Below are 18,163 nucleotides of genomic sequence, written 5' to 3' on the forward strand. Positions count from 1 at the left end.
CACTTCAGAATGATTGGCATATATCCATTCCGGAAAAACCACGGAGTCCCTGCTGGTTCTGATAGCCGGCACCATGCTCATTCTTTCGTCCAATTGTTGATCCCACCTACACTTATTGAGAAGTTACCTTCCACATAGATGCCGCCATGCCCGCCGACCCAGTTACGCAGAACCTGTGTATGGTAGGCCAGCGATTCACCCTTGAGCTTAATCAACTCAGCCAGATGCTCCTTTTCGATGTCGACAGACCATAGGTAGAGCCCAAACAATACGCCGGACCAGATCAGCCCCACCAGCGCTACCCAGATATGCAATTGCGTAACTCTATCAAAGCAGTGCGATTTGAACATCCCACCCCTCTCTTGACATCCGCCGGAACAAGCTGGTGAAAAAAATATCCCAATTATCTGTCATGATATTTGTTTCACCCTAATCGTGAAGACAGAGAGAAAGCTTAAACAGAAAATCCTTCTCAGCGCCTGGCCGAGTCACAGGAGCAGGAGAATTGAAGGATGGGCAATTAAGCAGATGAAAGTGGACCCAGCTCCTCCCCCTTTATCAAAGGGGTATTTTCATTGTAGATCATCCTATCGTGCGGGGTGCCCGCCTGATTCCGTATCTGCATGGAGAGGATGAAATATGATGAATTTCTCGAGACTACTTCTCATTGCAGTCCTGGCCCTCTTCTTCACGATGCAGGCATACAGCACGGAAGCGAGGGCGTACGTCCGGGTGTGCAGGACGGGGAGGTCTGGTGGTTCGAGGATGGTCAGGGCCGGAGATTTTTCTCCCTGGGGGACAACTGCATTGGCGGGTGCTTCGGGCGTGCGGAAGATCTTCCCATGGAGCCATCGAGAAGGCAGTGCATCATTTCCTTATGGAGGCAAAGACCCCGTAGTTCTCCCTGGAAGATTTCAGGCCCTCCCCCGCATCCCCCTGGATACTGACCATAGGCTACCAGAACACCAGCGAAATCTACCTGGCGTCCTGGCGCGGCATCGTTTTCTTCCCTGAGATGAAGATCCCTGCAGCCTTTTCGCCTTTCACGTCCGGCTTTTTTTGTCTTCAGAGTGCTGACGGCACCAAGTCTCGGTAGTGAAGAGGGTGAGGAGCGCCGCCACCATCATCCACCCGACCATCAGGAGAAAGCTCCATTGGTATGCGGATGCCTCGTAAAGGCGTACGCCGTTCTGCATCGTTCCCTCCCACTGGAGGTCCAGCATCCAGCCGATGGCGGGCTGCAGGACCATGGGGCCGGACATGGACCCCATGTTGCAGATTCCCGAAACGGTCCCGGCCAGTTCCGCGGGAACGGATTCCTTGGAAAAGGCAAAGCCGACGATCAAGGCACCGGATGCCACGGCGGCCAGAGTCGCAATGACGACGAAGGATACGAGGGGCAGGGAGGGCAGGTAAAGGGCTGCCGCCCAGCCCAGGGCCGCCGTGATGGTCGCTGCCAGGTAGGGGAGCTTTCTGCGGCCGATGCCGTCCGAAAGTGCGCCGAGAAGGGGGCCTGCCAGGGCCCAGGCCAGCATCATCCCGGAAGTGATGGCCGCGCTGGTGGATGGGGAAAGCTGATAGCGAGCTCCCAGGTAGGGGACGCCCCACAATCCGCAGAAGGCCAGAACGGTTCCCGTCATTGCCCCCTGCGAGAGGAAGAGCAGCAGAGTATTGCGATAGTGAAAGGTTCGCGCGAGTCCCCCCAGCAGGTGCCTCACTGTCGTTTGAGGGGGAGCCTCGATCTTGGGGGCGAAGGACGCGTAGCCTTTCTCCGAAGGGTCGTCTCGGACCATCGACCACACGGCGATTCCGATGCCCAAAGACAGGAGGCTCATGGTGTACATTATCCCGCGCCAGCCCATCTCTTCCAGCAGGAGGCGCAGGGGCACTCCCGCCGATACTGCCCCCGCCACTCCGCACAGGAGAGCCACCCCCGTGACGGTAGCGAAGCGCCTGGGGGGAAACCAGTGGACGGCCAGCTTCATGAGGCTCACCCACGCCACGGCCACGGACCCGCCGATGAGGAGCCTTCCCAGGTTTGCCGGCGCCAGATCCTGGGCCATGGCGAAGAAAAGGGTGCCGAGGGCCGCGATGAAGGAACCCGCTGTCAGGAGCTTTCTCGGGCCCCAGTGGTCTGCCAGAAGCCCGGTGGGGATCTGCATGGCCACGTAGCTGTAGAAATAGAACGCGGAAAAATTCCCCAGCGCCGCGGCCCCGATGTGAAAATCCCTCATGAGCTGATCCGTCAGGACGGCAGGGGCAACCCGCTGGTAGAATCCCGTGAAATAGAACAAAGCACCGAGTCCCCAGACGAACCAGGAGAGGCGGGCGGGGGGATGGACGCGCTCATTCATGCCGGCTCCCTGTGCGCAGTTTATTCATTGAGACTTCAATCCCTGATTTCCTGAGGTTTCAAAGCCTCGTTGTGCCAGTTCCACGAGGAGTCGGACTCCGAAGCCGGTCGCTCCTTTGGGGGCGACCCCCAGGTCCTTGTCCGTCCACGCCGTGCCGGCGATGTCCAGGTGAGCCCAGGGGATTTTGTCGGGGACGAACTGCTTGAGGAAAATTCCCCCGATGATGGTTCCGGCGGTGCGGTCCCCCACGTTCTTAAAGTCGGCGGCCTCGCTCTTGATGTAGTCGAAATAAAAATCCCAGAGGGGCAGGGGCCAGAACTTCTCTCCCACTTCCCTCCCCAGGTCCTGAATTTTCCGGGTCAGCCCTTCGTGGTTTCCCATGAGGCCCGCCACCTCCTTGCCCAGAGCGATGAGGCAGGCGCCCGTCAAGGTGGCCATATCCACGATGAGTGCAGGTTCCAGGCGGAGGGAATAGGCCAGGGCGTCACAGAGGATCATGCGCCCCTCGGCGTCCGTGCTGATGACTTCGATGGTCAGGCCCGCCAGGGAGCGAATGACATCCCCGGGCTTGTAGGCTTTCCCGTCGGGCATGTTCTCCGTGCAGGGAAGGATGGCGACGACCCGGCGCGGGACCTTCAATTTCCCCAGGATATCGAAGGCGCCCAAAACGGACGCTGCACCGGCCATGTCCTGCTTCATGGCTTCCATGTTGGCACTGGGCTTGATGGAGATGCCTCCCGTATCGAAGGTGATCCCTTTGCCGATGAACACGAAGGGGGCGTCATTTTCCGTGCCGGGTGGGCGGTGCTCCAGGATGATGACCCAGGCCGGTTCCCGGCTGCCCCGTGCGACGGCCGTGAACGCCTCCATGCCCAGGATTTGGGCCATCTCATAGCTCAGGACCTGGATATGGAAGCCGTGGTCTTCCGCCAGCCGGCGAGCACTGTCCGCCAGCAGGGTGGGCGTCACCCGGTTGGCCGGAGCGTTGACCAGGTCCCTGGCAAAGGAGATTCCCGAGGCGACGGCATCCGCTTCGATGGGGACGGCCCGGAGAGTATCGTCCGGTGCAGCGTCATGGAGGAGGAGCAGGGTTTCCAACGAGGTATAGGCATCCACATCCCTTGTCTTGAGGGCATCGTAGCGGTACAGGCCGCAGATCCCTCCAATGAGGGATTCCCGTAGGGCCGTGGCGCGGTCCAGGGGGAGCCCCTCGAAGGCCGCCAGGGGCAGGGCCGGGCGGCTGATCTGCAGCTCCCGGCACTTGCGAAACGCTCCAGCCGCAGCGCTGCGGAGCTTGTCCAGCTCAAACTTGTCGGCAGGTCCGAGCCCGACAGCGATCAACCTCGGGATCTCGCAGTCTGCGGGGCCATAATACACGGCCACTTCCTGGTGCTTGCCCTTGAAATCCTGGAGGGCCTGGGACCCGGAGATCCATGGTGCGCTTCCTTCCATCCAGCGTTTGAAGCCCGGGAGGGGTTCCTCCGATTTTTCGAAGCTGAAGAAGATAATGGCATCTGCCTGCCAGTCCTTCATATCGCGTGTTTGCCACTCGATGAGCATTCCGTTCTCCTCAAAAAGTTCACATGGGTTCAAGTGAAAGCAGTTCCGTTCTTCCGCTTTCTCCGTCGAAATACAGGAGCTTGCCGCTGTAGGCCGATGCTTTTCCCGCAAGAAGGCGCAGCGCTTCCAACGCTTCCAGGCTCCCCAGCACTGCGGCGGTGGGGCCAAGAACCCCCAGGGCCTCTTCTTCGGCATCTCGGGAGCGCTTCTTCCCGTAGATCTGGTGCAGGTCGGTGGAAGAGTCCGGAAGCAGGGTCGTCATCTGCCCCCACCAGCCGGCTACGGCGGCATGAATCATGGGAATCCCCAGACGGTGAGCTCTTTCAGCCAGGAGAAAGCGTCCCGGTAGATTGTCCAGGGCGTCCAGCACCAGGTCGGTCCCACGCATCAGGTCGTCGGCCTTCCCTTCATCCAGGAGAGAAGGGAAGGCTTCCACCTCCACCAGGGGATTGATGAAGGCCACGCGCTCCTTCCCCACCAACGCTTTGGGCTGTCCCAGCGTGGCCGTATCGCAGAGCCATTGGCGGTTGAGATTGGAGGCCGTGAAGGTGTCTCCATCCACCAGGCGCAAAAAACCGACTCCCGCTCTCGCCAGCAGGTGGATCAGCACCCCGCCGAGTCCCCCGCAGCCGCAGATCAGCACTCTGCTGCGGCATAACCGGATCTGCTCCTCCAGGGTCAGGGCCTGAAAGTTTTTCAGGTAGCGCAGGGGGAAAACGCCGTTTTCCAGGGCTTCCAGCTGCGCCTGCCGGGGGGACAAGCCGTTCTTGGCGGCCCAGGCCAGCAACGCCTCGTCATCCATGACCCGTACCGATTGCCCCGCGGTATCGAGGGTCCAAGCCTGTTGGAGCAAATGAGATGTCATCCGGGTGCTCCCCTGTCGTGTCTTTTCATCGTTCTGCAAATCTTTCTTCAATGATCGGGGAAAGATACACTGATGTGACACCGGGTCGCAATCGTAATCATGGGCGCTGCGCGGGGAGATGGATGCACAATGCTGCTTAACCGGCTTTCGTCATTCCGGCGAAAGCCGGAATCCAGGAAAATGAAGACTTTCTGGACCCCGGTTTTCACCGGGGTGACGTTGAGTCAGCACCATTGAGATGGATGCACAGGGGGGCTCGGGCAGGAAAATGTCGTTGACAAAAGGTGCCGGCCTCATTACCGTGAGCCTTTCTCTTGATCTGTCAATGAGGGATACAGGTTCTATCAGGATTTTGTCCAAGGGAGGAAACGAATGACTCAGCGGATTCACAACTTCAATGCCGGACCGGCTGCACTGCCTCTACCGGTCCTCGAACATATTCAAAACGAGATGCTGGATTTTCGGGGGTCCGGAATGTCGGTGCTGGAAGTCAGCCACCGTTCCAAGTGGTTTGAAGACGTGCTGGATGACACCATTGTACGTGTCAAGCGATTGCTCAAACTGGACGACCGGTACCATGTGCTGTTTTTGCAGGGCGGCGCCAGCATGCAGTTCTGCATGGTCCCCATGAACCTGGCCGTTCCTGGAAAGCCGGTGGATTATGTGGATACGGGAACCTGGTCCACGAAGGCCATCAAGGAAGCGCGCATCCAGGGGCTGGACGTGCGGGTGATCGCCAGTTCCGAGGCGGACGCATTCACTTACATTCCGAAGGAAATTCCCGTGGACGGCAAGGCGGCTTATCTTCACCTCACTTCCAACAACACCATCCGGGGGACTCAATGGCCTGCCTTTCCCGATGGTGCGGGCGTTCCCTTCGTGTGCGACATGTCTTCGGACATCTTCAGCCGGGTGTTCGATCCCAAGCCCTTCGGACTGATTTATGCCGGCGCCCAGAAAAATGCCGGACCTGCGGGGGTGACCCTGGTCATCGTGCGGGACGACATGCTCCAGCGGGTGCCCAAGACGCTCCCCTCCATGCTCAAGTACACGACCTACTCGGAAAAGAAATCCATGTACAACACTCCTCCCACCTTCGCCATCTACGTGGTGGGACTGGTGACCCGCTGGATTGAAGAGACGGTCGGCGGCATGGAAAAGATGGAAGCGGTCAACAACCAGAAAGCGGCCTTGATCTATGATTACATAGACAGCCAGAATTTCTACCGGGGAACTGCAATGCCCGATTCCCGCTCCCGGATGAACGTCACCTTTCGTCTGCCCACGGAAGAATTGGAGCAGAAGTTCATCAAGGAATCTCTTGCCGAGGGGCTGGGCGGCCTCAAGGGGCACCGTTCGGTGGGCGGCTGCAGGGCGTCCATTTATAACGCCGTTTCCCTGGAAGGCGTTCAGGCCCTGGTCCAATTCATGAAAGAATTCGCGCGGAAAAACGGTTGAGGCGATTTTGTCATTCCCTCGTGGGGGCAAGGGGGGCTCTTGAAAATCCCCCTTCCTCCATGAGGGGGGTGATGCCGACTCAAGGGGCGTTCGTCATTCCGGCGCAAGCCGGAATCCAGTACTTCATAGGGTAGCAGGGTAGGGTGCATTCCATGCACCATCCGTATTGAAGCACTGTTTGTATCGACAATGGTGCGTGAAACGCACCCTACGGAAGCTGCCCCCCGGTGTTTTCACCAGGGACGACATCACTGTACCCTCACGCCCTCCCTCCCTGTCTGCCGCCTTTCTCCGGCGGTGTGAAGAACCCCACGCCTTTCCGTGCTTCGGAGTCCTGGAGCACCTGCAGGAAGAGCCCGTTCGTGCTGGATGGAGCATGGATCACCCGGACAACGTCCGCGCAAGGGGCCAGGTCCGGCGTGAGCTCCGAGAGACGGTTGGCGGACCCCAGAAGAAATCCTTCGTCAAAAATCATGTCCGGCTGATCCGGGTATATGGCCAGGGGTACGATGCGAGCCTCCACGAGGTCACTGAAAAAATGGGTCCCATAGGAGACTTCGGGAACAAGCCCGTCTTCTTCAAAGGCGATTTCTCCCAGGATCAGGCAATGGTTGATGTCCGCATATCCCACGGGGACTCCCAGCTGGATGTCGTTGGTTCCCCATCGTGCCGGACCAAAGAGGGCATAGCGCTTGTCCTCCAGGAGACGGTTGAGCCGGCTCACCGCCCGGGCAACCGCCATTCGTTCCTCACGGGACGGGAGCTTTGCGTATCCCCTGGGGTCCACATAAACGATGTATTCAATGCCCCTGATGGCGCTGTTCGTCAGCTCGCGGTTGTTGGTGAAGAGGATTTTGTCCTCCGGGATATGCTCGGGAAAAATCACCCGGCCCCGGTCCGACCACAGGGCCAGGGGGCGGCACTGCAGGATATACAGCCTGTCGTCGTTCCAGGCAAATTCCACGTCCACGGGATAACCGTAGGCAGCCTCCAGTTTCAGGAGAATTTTCCGCATCAGGGGTGCAAAAGGGGTCCTGGAGATAAAATGATGAAAAGTGATGCAGCTTTCGGAGGACTGGATTTTCTGCCCTTTGAAGAGCGGCGGGGCCAGGTGGCCTTCCTGGTCGATGGAAAAGGCATGGAAAAGCTCCGTGTCGTCCAGGCTGTCGAGAAGGTCATGGAATGAGACGGATTCAAAGCGCCGCGCTTCGAGGTTGAGGACATCGACCTTTTTCTGGGAATATTTCTTGATGCGATCTGCCGCAATTTCCGGCCTGAGCATGGGGTGGCTGAGGGGAACCATGAGGGGATAGCCGGGGCCGCTCCGATCCACGGCGCGGGTTCCCAGTCCCAGAACGAGCCGCACCACGCCTTCATTTTCCTGGATGATGGGGCTCCAGGGGTAGAGATTCCGGGAGAAAGCCACGCCGGCTGCGAAGGGGAAAAAATAGGGACCCCGGCGCCGGCCCACGACCTTTTGGACGAGGACACTCATCCTTTCATCGAAGTCCAGGAGGCTGTGGTCACGCCGGTAGAGGATTGCAGCGGGGCTGAAGGTGCTTTTCAGCACCTGTTTCAGGCCCCACATGAAATCGTTGAGACGCTGCCGGAGAGGCCCCTGGTTGGCCAGGAAGACCGATTCATACTTTCCTGAAAACATGAACCCGAAATTGTCTTCGAGGAGGCTCGAGGAGCGCAGAATCAGGGGATGCTCTCCCACTTCATCGAGAAAGGCGGAGAAGTCCTCCACGACGTCGGGAGGGAAAGATGCCCGTTCGAGCAGCTCCCCCATCTTGTCGTAATCGTCCTCGATGACTTCCCGGTTTTTGTACTTCTGGCTGTGAAAGGAATAGAGGTGGTTGTAGTCGATGAAATCCGACAAAATCCCGGAGCTGAAATAATAGGATTCCGGCATGGCGAGATGGGGTTCAAGGTCCGGGTCCATGGGCTCGTGCCGCGGCATGAGGATCCTGTGGGCCAGAAACATGCCGGCCGCTTTGCCGCCGATCATTCCGGACCGCCTCGGACTCCAGTAGGAGTGGGACAAAATATCGTTGACGTCCCGCATGGTGATGTGCCGTTTGGCGATGCCGATGAAGGAAAGTTGGCTGGAAATGAAATGGTTGAGGAGGGCCACGCGCACGCCTTCGGCTTCATCGGCAGAGAGGGGGACGCCGCCTTCGGGGAGCTGGCAGAAGGATTTCAGCGCCGCCATGATGCGGCTGGAAGCCGTTCCTTCCGTATTGAGAACTTGCTGGAGCTGCTGAAACGCGTCTTTTTTCCGAGCCAGTAGGATCGTGCCTCGAATCGTTTCCCGGCTGAAATGGTGGGCAAAATAAAGGTCCATGAGGCTGTCCGTGAAGTCTTGAAGCTCCTCCGGCGAAGGCGACTCCTCTCCAGGGGGAAAGGCCTGCCGCACTTCTTCCCGGATAGTCTCCCTCCCCGCGATGCCTGCCTCTTCCAGGGTGGAGAGGAAGAGCCTGCGCATCTCCGCCATCAGCTCGGGGTAGCGCATCATCTCCCGGTAGAGACGATGGGCTTCGACGAGATCCTTCAGGGAGAATCCCGTCTCATGATTCATACCCATCCCCGCAGGCGGCAAGCCTCGGCCACTCGCGCAACGGCCACCAGATAAGCGGCTTCCCGCAGGGAAACCTTGTGATCCCGGCTCATGGTGAGCACACTCTGGAATGCGCTCGTCATCTTCTTGTCGAGCCTCCACTGGACTTCCTGCAGCTCCCAGTAAAGATTGCAGGCGTTCTGAACCTGTTCGAAATAGGAAACCGTGACTCCGCCGGCGTTGGCCAGAAAATCGGGAATAACGAGAATTCCCCTGTCGTTGAGGATGGCGTCGGCTTCGGGGGTGGTGGGACCGTTGGCCAGTTCGCAGCAAATCTTGCAGCGAAGGCGGGGGGCATTTTCCTTGACGATGACATTTTCCAGGGCAGCTGGAAAAAGGATGGTGACCTCCAGTTCCAGGAGCTCCTGGTTGGTGAGGGTCTCAGCACCGGGAAAGCCTTTGAGAACGCCGTTCCTGAGCTTGTAATCGGCGAGAGCCCTGGCGTCGATGCCGCCAGGATTGTAGACGCCTCCCCTGGAATCCGAGGCCGCCACCAGCTTGAGCCCCAGGATTTCTTCCCCCAGCAGCGCCGCGAATTTTCCCACATTTCCGAAGCCCATGACCGCCATGGATTGACCCTTGAGCTCCATGCCGTAGGCCGCGGCAGCTTCCCGAGCCACGTAGACGGCGCCCCGGGCGGTGGCATCCCCCCGTCCCTGGGAGCCTCCCAGGGCAATGGGCTTTCCCGTGATGACCCCCGGGTGGCTCTCTCCCATGATCTTTTCGTACTCGTCCATCATCCAGGCCATGATCTGCGGTGTTGTATACACATCGGGGGCGGGGATATCCTTGGTGACTCCGAGAGACCGCGCCAGCGCTCGAATGTAAGCTCTGGCGAGCCGCTCCTTTTCGCTTTCCGAAAGCTCTTTAGGGTTGCAGACGATCCCCCCCTTGCCTCCCCCCAGGGGAATGTCCACCACCGCCGTCTTCCAAGTCATCCATGCGGCCAGTGCCCGCACCGTATCGATCGTTTCCTGGGGATGCCATCGGATCCCCCCCTTGGCGGGGCCGCGGGCCGTATTGTATTGAACTCGAAAGGCGTGGAATATTTGGGTGGAGCCGTTGTCCATGCGTACGGGGAGGGTCACTTGAATTTCCTGCATGGGCCACCGCAGGAGCTCATGGAGGGCTGGGTCCAGGCCAAGCTTTTCGGCAACGCGGTCCAGTTGCTGCTGAGCGATGGCAAAGGGATTGAATCTTTCATCCATGGAGGGACTCCTTTCATCCGTAGATACATTGGTCGCTTTGGGCCTGCAGGAGTCGCTCCTCCATCTGGACCATGCGCTTGATCGTGGGGTTGAGCAGTTTCAACGCAATTTCCGGAAACTGCATGAGCACTTTCTGGAAGCTTTTCCGGCTTATCGTCAGGCACTCCAGATCCGTAAGGGCCTTGATGGAAAAGAGCCGTTTGATGTCCGAAAGGAGCACCAATCCCCCGAAGAAATCACCCTCCTTGAATTCATGGAGTAGAATGGAATGATCGGGAAATTCCCGTATCACCTGAACCTTTCCCGAGAGTATCAGGTAGGCTTTGTCATCCAGGTCACCGTGGTGAAAAACGAACTCTCCGGCCTTGAAGTTGACCCTCTTGCTCAGATAGGCCAGTAGTTTGAGGCGATCGATGGGAATTCCCGAGAAAGCGGATACGTTTCTGAATATTTCGAGATTGGCGGACATTTCGCAACGCCCCTCTCCGGGACTGATTGAACATTCCTTCTTAGGCTCCGTGTGCAAGCTCATAAAAAAGCCCCTTTCTGTCCATGAGGTCTTGGTATTGCCCCATTTCCACAATCTTGCCCGCTCGCATGACGGCGATCAAATCGAAGTCACGGACCAATTCCAGTCGGTGGACGACGGAAATCAAAGTGCATTTCCCTTTCAACTCGGAACTGAACAGCTGCTGAATGCGTGCCTGAGAGGCATTGTCCAGACTGGCCGTCGCTTCATCCAGAATGAGTATGCGCGGATTTTTGAGGAGCGCGCGGGCAATGGCGATTTTCTGCTTCTGGCCGCCCGAGAGGCGGTCTCCCTTGCTGCCCACCTGGAACTTGAGGCCGATTTCCAAGGTTTCAGCCGTGAGATTTTCCTGCCTCAAGAGCTCTTCCACCTTCTCCCGGACCTTTTCGATGGCCTGGGGGCGATCCGCTTTGGTCCGCCCGAAAAGAATGTTGTCCAGGATACTTTGGGTGAAAACATAATCCGTTGGGCGATAAAAGCTTATCGCCCCCGGGTCGTGCTGAAGCATTTTCTCCATGAAGCGGCGGCGGGCCTTCACGATGTCCCTTTCGAGGTTTTCAGGCAGCGCTGCCATTGTGTGGACGGCTGGAGTGAACCGCAAGGCCAGGCGCAGGAGGGCGTCCAGCTCCCTCTGTTTGAGCCCCACGGACTTGGCCTTCGTCAGGTGGCTCACAATCTCCTGGTATTCCTCATATTCAGCCTGAGAAATGGGGCTCAATTCAAAAAAGTAGGGATCATCCTGGAGATCTTTCAACAGGCCGATCGTCTGAACGGCGATCTCTTCACCCAGCCCCAGCAAAGGGTCCAGCAGGTCGCTTTCCAACAGAAACTCGCGGAAGAAGCGGCTCCCGGGGAGTGCCTCCAATTGATATTCGTCCACATGGGCATGGCCGAAGGCAATATTTTCTCCCAGGGAGATATGCTCCTGGAAGCGATTCAGGTCGAAAAAGTTCACAGAATCCGCGAGCTCGGACCCCCAACGCTGAAAGAAGGTGGATCGCATGCGGATCACCCTTTGAGTGAAATCCTCGGTGCCGTCAGGACTGAGAACTGTGTTCAGCCCGATCCTCAGGATGTCGTCCGACAGGCCCACCAGCTCCAGGACCTTCACGATCTCGTCCCTCCCGGGGAGAGGCACTGCGGAACCGCCGTCACCGGGGACGAGAGACTCGCAGGCGTACAGGAGATTTTCCTCGATGCTGCCGTCGAAAATGAAGGGGTATTGGGCAATGTATCCGATGTTGAAGCTGATATCCTGCTTGGACAGCGTTTTGAGCTCCTGGCCGTCCAGGTAAACGTGTCCCGTCGTATAACTGTAAAGCTGCCCGATGACCATGGCCAGAGTGCTCTTGCCACTTCCCGAAAAACCCACCAGCCCCAGTTGCTCACCCGATCTCAACGCCAGGCTCACCTGGTCCAGGACGCGGATCTCACCATCGATGATGAAGGACATGTCCTGAATTCGGATATCCCCTTCCAGGCGGAGAGGATCGCGTCCGTCAGGGGGGGCCAGGAGAAACTCGGGCTGGATGTCGAAATAATCCATGATGCGATGGTAGCGGACGTGGCTGTCCTGAAGGTCCTGATAATAGTCCATCAGCTCCTTCCAGGGGTCATAGAGCTTTTCATAGGCCGACAGAAACGCCACGAGAGCCCCCAGGTCGAAGCGTCCCTGGAGGGTGAGATAGCCTCCCAGAAGGAAGAGAATGAAGGGGCCGAGGCTCTGGAAAAAATTGTTCAGAAACTTGATGAGAAACTTCAGTGTATTCATTTGGTTGCGGATGGTGAACAGAGCTTCGTTGAAGCGGCCTAATTTTCTATTTTCCAGGCGATAGCCGGCATTTCCATGGATTTCGTGGATGCCCGCTATGGCTTCGCCGATGACGTTGCTCATGGATCGCGTGACGTCGATGCGATCCCGGTTGAGCCGATTGTAGCGTCTTTGCAGGAAGGGGATGATGATGATTTCAACAGGATAGATGGAAAAGCTCAGAATGGCCAGGAGCGGATGCAGATAGAAAAGGTAACCGGCAAAAGTCAGCAGGGTGAAGATATTGATGAGGGGTGTGGCCAGTGCCCCTCCCAGAAATTCCCCGATGGCGCTGAGCTCGGAGGTCAGGGAGGCAATGACCATACCGGGAGGGGTGCGCCTGAAGAAGGAAATGGGGAGCGTCAGGATGTGATCGTATATTCTTTCCCTCAGTTCCTTCAGGATCCGCTGCCCGATGTAACTCTGGAGCAAATTGATGACGTACTTCAAGACGCCTGCAAGGACCACCGCTCCCAGGTAAAGTCCGCAGTAGAGGAAAAGGATGTCCATCTTCTTGTAGGCGATGGCCTGATTGATGATCCTCTTCTGCAGTTCGAGGGGGAGAACACGGAAGAGAATGGTGCTCACAATGAGGAGAAGCAGGAGAAGCTGCAGCCCCCTGTAGCGTGTCAAGATCCAGGAAAAAAGACCCTTCTTGGTGATTGGACTTGGTTCCATGCAGGAGGACCTTCCGACAAAAGAATTTTTAAGTGAGCACACCCTTTGGGTTACACCTGGGATATATTCGGCGAGAAGCCGCAGAAAGTCAATTAGACAAGCACTCCGGCACGATGTCATGGGGGCAAATTGCCCTTGAAATCGACCGATGCATGACGCTTCTCCTTTCATTCTGAAAATTGACTTCAGCGCCGACGGTTCATGGTTTTTGATGATGAAGGTGGGCTTGACAGTATGACTTTTAATTATTAGTAAGCGTTATCGATAAAATGGGAAGCCCCTCATGGTCCACAGAAAATTTCAGCGAATGACTCCTCAGCGAAAAATCATCCTGGAGGAGCTCAGGCAGTTGCGATTTCACCCCACCGCGGATGAAATCTACGACAGAGTCCGACTGAGGCTCCCCCGCATCAGCCTGGGGACGGTCTACAGAAACCTTGAGTCCCTGGCGGCCCAGGGCGCCATCCGAAAACTGGACATGGCCGGCAGCCAGAGGCGGTTCGATGTCAATACGGAGCTGCATCACCATATCCGCTGTCTGCGCTGCGGCGCGTTGGAGGATGTCAGTGTCGGGCTTCCGTCTTCATGGGAAGACATGCTGGTGGACACTCACGGCTACGACATCCAGGGGGTGCATCTGGAGATCTGGGGATTTTGCCCCAAATGCCTGGAGGATAGAGATAGAGTCAATTGTCAGGAAAATACAGACCACAACGAAACGTGCACACATTAGGAGGAAGTAATGAAAAAGCTCGCAGGGACCGAGACAGAAAAAAATCTTCTCGCGGCATTTGCCGGTGAATCCCAGGCACGGAACCGCTATACCTATTTCGCGAGCCAGGCCAAGAAGGATGGTCTCGTGCAGATCGCAGCCATTTTCGAAGAGACGGCCAACCAGGAAAAGGAGCATGCGAAACGGTTTTTCAAGTTTCTGGAAGGCGGCGAGGTGATGGTTACAGCCGGCTTCCCCGCAGGGGTCATCGGCGGCACCCTGGAGAACCTCAAAGCGGCTGCCGCCGGGGAGCGCCATGAGCACACCGATCTTTACCCGGGATTTGCCGCCGTTGCAGAAAAAGAGGGGTTCGGCGACATCGCAGAGGTTTTCAGGTATGTCTCCGTTGCAGAAAAACAGCATGAGAAGCGGTATTTGGACCTTGCACGGAACATTGAAACCGGTAAAGTCTTCAAGCGGGACAAGGCCGTCGTGTGGCGCTGCATCAACTGCGGTTACCTGCATGAGGGCGCCGAGGCCCCTGACTCATGCCCTGCGTGCGCGCATCCCCAGGCTTACTACGAGCTGCTGGGTGAGAATTGGTAGAAACCTTGTGCAATGAATGTGAGACGAGAGAGGATGCTATCATGGCGGACCCAAAAGACATGTACCAGTGCCAGATGACCAATTGTGGATGTCTCTACGATCCCGACAGAGGCGATCGCAAAGGGAAAATTCCCAAGGGGACTCCTTTCAACGCGTTGCCTGACGACTGGAAATGCCCGGTATGCGGAGCCAGCCGGAAAATGTTCAAGCCCCTGGCAGGGCCTGGATCCGTGGCAGAGGAGAAGGCGTAGGCTTTTCAACAGACCATAAAAGAGGGTAATGATGAAACCCATTGAAATCAAAAAGGGAATCCACTGGGTGGGGGCCGTGGACTGGAATGTGCGTGATTTTCACGGCTATTTTATTCCCAAGGGTACCACCTACAATTCCTTTCTCGTTCCTGACCAGAAAGTCGCTTTGTTCGATGCGGTGAAAGCTCCTTTCAGGAATGCGCTCCTGCATAACATCCGCAAGATCATCGAACCTCGGAAGATCGATTACATCGTGGTGAACCACGTGGAGATGGACCATTCCGGGGCACTGCCCGAGCTCATCGACCAGGTGCAGCCCGAAAAAATCATTTGTTCGGCCATGGGGAAAAAAGCGCTTCTGCAGCATTTCCACCGGGAAGACTGGCCCTATGAAGTGGTGGAGACCGGGCAGGAGATCAGCCTGGGGAGCAAGACGATACAGTTCCTGGAAACCCGCATGCTGCATTGGCCCGACAGTATGATGTCCTACATCAAGGAAGACAAGCTGCTCATTTCGAGCGATGGGTTCGGGCAGCACTGGGCCACCAGCGAACGCTTCGACGATGAAGTGGACCTGGATCAGCTGTTTGTGCATGCGGCCAAGTATTACGCCAACATCCTTCTGCCCTTTTCCCCACTGGTGGGCAAGCTCATCGAGAGCGTCCAGAAGCTGGGCCTCGAGATTGACATGATCGCGCCGGATCATGGGCTCATCTGGCGGCAGAATCCTTCCAAAATCGTCGAGGCATACGGCAGGTGGAGCCGCCAGGAAACCAGGAAAAAAGCTCTCATCATCTACAATACCATGTGGCGGAGCACCGAGAAAATGGCCATGGCCATTGCCGATGGGCTGGGACAGGAAGGGGTCGAGTTCAAGATACTCAACCTCAATTTGAATCATCGCAGTGACGTTATGACGGAAGTGCTCGATGCAAAGGCCCTCATCCTGGGATCTTCCACCCTGAACAACGGCATCATGCCGCCCATGGCGGACATGCTCTGCTACATGAAGGGACTCAAACCTCTGCACAAGATCGGTACCGCCTTCGGTTCCTATGGGTGGAGCGGCGAGGCGGTCAAAATCCTCACGGGTGCGCTGGAAGAGATGAAAGTGGACGTGGCAGATCCGGGGCTCAGGGTGCAATTTGCTCCCACCCACGAGGACCTTCAAAAATGTATCGAGCTGGGCCAAAAGATGGGCCGGCTGGTGAAGGGCAACGGGGGTTGATGCCGGGTCTCGCCGGTTGCCTCTGGAATTCTCCCGGCACATCGCAGCGAAAGTCATTACTTAACGGCCATGAACGCGGTGTTGTTCACCGCCACCGAATAAAAATCCCCCTGGCCCCCTTTGGCAAAGGGGGGCAAAGGTCATGCCTCCCCCTTTATCAAAGGGGGATTGAGGGGGATTTTTACGGTAAGTTGAAGCATCTTCTCCAGCGGGTGCCCCTGTCGAAGACCGGGAACCCCCTGGAGCCTCATTTTATGACGACGTGTCCTGCGTCTTATTCTCGTTGAGTTCTGCATTCTCCCCTGTATACTGTCATGTCTCCGGATCACATTGCCTTGCCGTAGACCGGCAGCTCTTATGACTGGTGCACCCCCGTAGAGGGCAATGTTGTTGACTTAACGTCACCCCGGTGAAAACCGGGGTCCAGAAAGCCTTTATTTTTCCTGGATGCCGGCTTTCGCCGGAATGACGAACGTTGGTTAAGTCAACAACATTGCCTGTAGAGAGGGGTGGCGGAGTCGAGGGAGTGTGCCGCCTTTTCTTGTTCACGCGAAAAAACAGGGAGGAGGAATGCAACTGCCACTGGAAATGAACAAATTGTTTCAAACCAGCAGGATCATCAGCGGGGCTATGCTGCTCACCGTACTGGTGTATGCCGTCATTGTGGAAGTGATGCGAAGACAGCTCGATCCCTTTCAAGGCTTTGCCGCTTCCAGGGCCGCTCAGCTGCCGGACATATTCTATGGGCTGGCTTTGATGGCGCTTGTGGCAATCAGAGTGCTTCGAAAGGCTCTTTTGAAAAGCAGCCCCGGGGACGATGAGAAGATTTTGGTCCGCAGGATGGTCGTTGCACACATCGTCACCTACTGCCTGTGCGAGATCCCCGCCATTCTTGGACTGGTCCTCTTCCTGATGGGGGGCCATTACCGTGAGTTCTATGTTCTCCTGCTCTTTACCCTGCTGCTCATGGTGCTCTATTTTCCCAAAATCGATCATTGGGAAGCATGGCTCCGAAAGTCCATGTCTCCGGGGCAGAGCTTGAGACCCTGAAGGAGGTGCAAGCCATGAGCACGCTGGAGCGGGCGATCCTGCTCGCGGTGAAAGCCCATGACGGGAGGAGGGACAAGGCCGGAGCCCCCTATATCCTGCATCCCCTCCGATTGATGCTGCGCATGCCGTCGCACGCCGCCCGCATCGTGGCCGTGCTGCACGACGTGGTGGAGGACTCCGATTTTTCCCTGGAAGATCTTCGAAGACAGGGGTTCCCGGAAGACATCCTGGATGCCGTGGCCTGTCTGACACGCATGCCGGGCGAACCTTATGAAGAATCCATCCAAAGGGCCGGGGGGCATCCTCTGGCCAGGCTGGTGAAGATCGCCGACCTGGAAGACAACATGGATGTAAGGCGCCTGGCAAACTTGGGGGAAAAGGACATGGAACGCCTGGCCCGATACCACAGGAACTGGCTGCGCCTGAGAGGTGAGGGAGCGGTAAACACGGAAATTTAAAAAACTATTTAACATTTTGAGTGAAGTATCTTATGGTTTTGGAGGCGTAGAGGGAGCGGAGATCCCGAGCCGACTCCATAACAGCTATCTATTGGAGAACAGAGGGAGAACAATGTCAAACCAGCCAACAGCAACCCAAATTGTACAACCTGTCAGGACCGATGCCTACCTGGATACCCTGCAGATGTTCACCGGTGTCGCTTTGATTCTGTTCATGTGGAGTCACATGATTCTGGTGGCCAGTGTGAACCTGGGGCCGGGGGTGATGAATGCCATCGCAAACTTTCTGGAGGAGACCTACCTGGCCCAGACGGGCGGACCCTTGATCGCTCTCATTTTCCTGGTCCATTTTGTCCTGGCTGCACGAAAGATTCCTTTCAGGGCCAAAGAACAGAAGATGATGTGGGAGCACAGCGTACGCTTCAACCATCTCGACACCTGGCTCTGGAACGTTCAGGCCATCACGGCCATGATCATCCTCATCATGGGGAGCGTGCACATGTGGACGGTCCTCACGAACCTGCCCATCTCGGCGGCCAAGAGCGCCGCGCGGGTTCAAACGGGCTGGTGGCTGCTTTTCTACATCATTTTGCTGCCCATGATCGAGCTCCATGTGGGAATCGGATTTTATCGCATCGGAGTCAAGTGGGGATGGATCACCCGCTCCAACCGTAAGGGTTTGAAGCGCTTCGAGAATAAATTGACCCTGGTCTTTGTGACCATCGGTCTGATCACATTGTTCACTCTTTATTTCATCATTAACCCTGCGTAAGGAG

The 18,163-nt window shown here is 57.0% G+C and carries 16 protein-coding genes; 8 read left to right on the forward strand and 8 right to left on the reverse strand.

The features are described 5' to 3' along the window. Positions 1-77 precede the first annotated feature (77 nt). The 4 genes from MWC30_RS17295 to MWC30_RS17310 form a co-directional block, all read right to left on the reverse strand. Positions 78-350 carry a hypothetical protein gene (locus tag MWC30_RS17295; protein ID WP_244085456.1) on the reverse strand — a complete coding sequence of 91 codons (273 nt, stop codon included), beginning with the start codon at positions 348-350 and terminating at the stop codon, positions 78-80. A gap of 693 nt (positions 351-1,043) precedes the next feature. Then, positions 1,044-2,354, reverse strand: coding sequence for an MFS transporter (locus MWC30_RS17300; protein WP_244085457.1), 1,311 nt, complete (start codon positions 2,352-2,354; stop codon positions 1,044-1,046). Between the two features lie 24 nt (positions 2,355-2,378). Continuing rightward, the gene (locus MWC30_RS17305) at positions 2,379-3,914 is read right to left on the reverse strand and encodes a leucyl aminopeptidase (RefSeq protein ID WP_244085458.1); all 1,536 of its coding nucleotides are present in this window, start codon (positions 3,912-3,914) and stop codon (positions 2,379-2,381) included. A gap of 19 nt (positions 3,915-3,933) precedes the next feature. Further along, positions 3,934-4,779: a HesA/MoeB/ThiF family protein gene (locus MWC30_RS17310; protein ID WP_244085459.1), complete on the reverse strand. Its 846-nt coding sequence runs from the start codon at positions 4,777-4,779 to the stop codon at positions 3,934-3,936. Between the two features lie 372 nt (positions 4,780-5,151). Here MWC30_RS17310 and serC point away from each other — a divergent pair, with 372 nt between their 5' ends. Then, the gene (gene serC, locus MWC30_RS17315; protein ID WP_244085460.1) at positions 5,152-6,237 is read left to right on the forward strand and encodes a 3-phosphoserine/phosphohydroxythreonine transaminase; all 1,086 of its coding nucleotides are present in this window, start codon (positions 5,152-5,154) and stop codon (positions 6,235-6,237) included. A 259-nt stretch (positions 6,238-6,496) separates the two neighbouring features. Here serC and MWC30_RS17320 read toward each other — a convergent pair whose 3' ends face one another. The 4 genes from MWC30_RS17320 to MWC30_RS17335 are packed head-to-tail and all read right to left on the reverse strand — an operon-like array spanning position 6,497 to position 13,082. Beyond that, entirely contained in the window at positions 6,497-8,818 is a 2,322-nt protein-coding gene (locus MWC30_RS17320) for a PEP/pyruvate-binding domain-containing protein (protein WP_244085461.1), read from the reverse strand. Next, positions 8,815-10,065 (reverse strand): Glu/Leu/Phe/Val dehydrogenase, encoded by a 1,251-nt coding sequence (locus tag MWC30_RS17325; RefSeq protein WP_244085462.1) that lies wholly within the window; start codon positions 10,063-10,065, stop codon positions 8,815-8,817. Before MWC30_RS17325 ends, MWC30_RS17320 begins: the two co-directional genes overlap by 4 nt. A 13-nt stretch (positions 10,066-10,078) precedes the next feature. After that, positions 10,079-10,534, reverse strand: coding sequence for a cyclic nucleotide-binding domain-containing protein (locus MWC30_RS17330; RefSeq protein WP_244085463.1), 456 nt, complete (start codon positions 10,532-10,534; stop codon positions 10,079-10,081). 40 nt (positions 10,535-10,574) lie between these two features. Then, on the reverse strand, positions 10,575-13,082 hold the full coding sequence (locus tag MWC30_RS17335; RefSeq protein WP_244085464.1) for an ABC transporter ATP-binding protein/permease: 2,508 nt from the start codon (positions 13,080-13,082) through the stop codon (positions 10,575-10,577). Between the two features lie 283 nt (positions 13,083-13,365). Here MWC30_RS17335 and MWC30_RS17340 point away from each other — a divergent pair, with 283 nt between their 5' ends. The 7 genes from MWC30_RS17340 (at position 13,366) to MWC30_RS17370 (ending at position 18,159) form a co-directional block, all read left to right on the forward strand. Then, positions 13,366-13,815: a Fur family transcriptional regulator gene (locus tag MWC30_RS17340; protein WP_244085465.1), complete on the forward strand. Its 450-nt coding sequence runs from the start codon at positions 13,366-13,368 to the stop codon at positions 13,813-13,815. 9 nt (positions 13,816-13,824) lie between these two features. Continuing rightward, a complete protein-coding gene (gene rbr, locus MWC30_RS17345) occupies positions 13,825-14,400 on the forward strand; it encodes a rubrerythrin (RefSeq protein WP_244085466.1) in 576 nt (191 codons plus the stop codon). A 41-nt stretch (positions 14,401-14,441) separates the two neighbouring features. After that, entirely contained in the window at positions 14,442-14,651 is a 210-nt protein-coding gene (locus MWC30_RS17350) for a rubredoxin (protein ID WP_244085467.1), read from the forward strand. Positions 14,652-14,682: 31 nt separating this feature from the next. Further along, positions 14,683-15,879 (forward strand): FprA family A-type flavoprotein, encoded by a 1,197-nt coding sequence (locus MWC30_RS17355; protein ID WP_368860883.1) that lies wholly within the window; start codon positions 14,683-14,685, stop codon positions 15,877-15,879. A gap of 570 nt (positions 15,880-16,449) precedes the next feature. Beyond that, on the forward strand, positions 16,450-16,929 hold the full coding sequence (locus MWC30_RS17360; protein WP_244085469.1) for a hypothetical protein: 480 nt from the start codon (positions 16,450-16,452) through the stop codon (positions 16,927-16,929). A 14-nt stretch (positions 16,930-16,943) separates the two neighbouring features. Next, positions 16,944-17,387, forward strand: coding sequence for a hypothetical protein (locus MWC30_RS17365; protein ID WP_244085470.1), 444 nt, complete (start codon positions 16,944-16,946; stop codon positions 17,385-17,387). Positions 17,388-17,499: 112 nt separating this feature from the next. Continuing rightward, entirely contained in the window at positions 17,500-18,159 is a 660-nt protein-coding gene (locus MWC30_RS17370; RefSeq protein ID WP_244085471.1) for a succinate dehydrogenase/fumarate reductase cytochrome b subunit, read from the forward strand. The last annotated feature ends 4 nt before the right edge of the window (positions 18,160-18,163 follow it).

It is taken from the genome of Desulforhabdus sp. TSK (assembly GCF_022836495.1).
In the GTDB taxonomy this organism is placed as follows: domain Bacteria; phylum Desulfobacterota; class Syntrophobacteria; order Syntrophobacterales; family Syntrophobacteraceae; genus Desulforhabdus.

What these genes read in the sequence shown, in the direction of transcription:
- MWC30_RS17295 (WP_244085456.1), bottom strand. Translation starts at nt 350, where the DNA reads ATGTTCAAATCGCACTGCTTTGATAGAGTTACGCAATTGCATATCTGG.
- MWC30_RS17300 (WP_244085457.1), bottom strand. Translation starts at nt 2,354, where the DNA reads ATGAATGAGCGCGTCCATCCCCCCGCCCGCCTCTCCTGGTTCGTCTGG.
- MWC30_RS17305 (WP_244085458.1), bottom strand. Translation starts at nt 3,914, where the DNA reads ATGCTCATCGAGTGGCAAACACGCGATATGAAGGACTGGCAGGCAGAT.
- MWC30_RS17310 (WP_244085459.1), bottom strand. Translation starts at nt 4,779, where the DNA reads ATGACATCTCATTTGCTCCAACAGGCTTGGACCCTCGATACCGCGGGG.
- serC (WP_244085460.1), top strand. Translation starts at nt 5,152, where the DNA reads ATGACTCAGCGGATTCACAACTTCAATGCCGGACCGGCTGCACTGCCT.
- MWC30_RS17320 (WP_244085461.1), bottom strand. Translation starts at nt 8,818, where the DNA reads ATGAATCATGAGACGGGATTCTCCCTGAAGGATCTCGTCGAAGCCCAT.
- MWC30_RS17325 (WP_244085462.1), bottom strand. Translation starts at nt 10,065, where the DNA reads ATGGATGAAAGATTCAATCCCTTTGCCATCGCTCAGCAGCAACTGGAC.
- MWC30_RS17330 (WP_244085463.1), bottom strand. Translation starts at nt 10,534, where the DNA reads ATGTCCGCCAATCTCGAAATATTCAGAAACGTATCCGCTTTCTCGGGA.
- MWC30_RS17335 (WP_244085464.1), bottom strand. Translation starts at nt 13,082, where the DNA reads ATGGAACCAAGTCCAATCACCAAGAAGGGTCTTTTTTCCTGGATCTTG.
- MWC30_RS17340 (WP_244085465.1), top strand. Translation starts at nt 13,366, where the DNA reads ATGGTCCACAGAAAATTTCAGCGAATGACTCCTCAGCGAAAAATCATC.
- rbr (WP_244085466.1), top strand. Translation starts at nt 13,825, where the DNA reads ATGAAAAAGCTCGCAGGGACCGAGACAGAAAAAAATCTTCTCGCGGCA.
- MWC30_RS17350 (WP_244085467.1), top strand. Translation starts at nt 14,442, where the DNA reads ATGGCGGACCCAAAAGACATGTACCAGTGCCAGATGACCAATTGTGGA.
- MWC30_RS17355 (WP_368860883.1), top strand. Translation starts at nt 14,683, where the DNA reads ATGAAACCCATTGAAATCAAAAAGGGAATCCACTGGGTGGGGGCCGTG.
- MWC30_RS17360 (WP_244085469.1), top strand. Translation starts at nt 16,450, where the DNA reads ATGCAACTGCCACTGGAAATGAACAAATTGTTTCAAACCAGCAGGATC.
- MWC30_RS17365 (WP_244085470.1), top strand. Translation starts at nt 16,944, where the DNA reads ATGAGCACGCTGGAGCGGGCGATCCTGCTCGCGGTGAAAGCCCATGAC.
- MWC30_RS17370 (WP_244085471.1), top strand. Translation starts at nt 17,500, where the DNA reads ATGTCAAACCAGCCAACAGCAACCCAAATTGTACAACCTGTCAGGACC.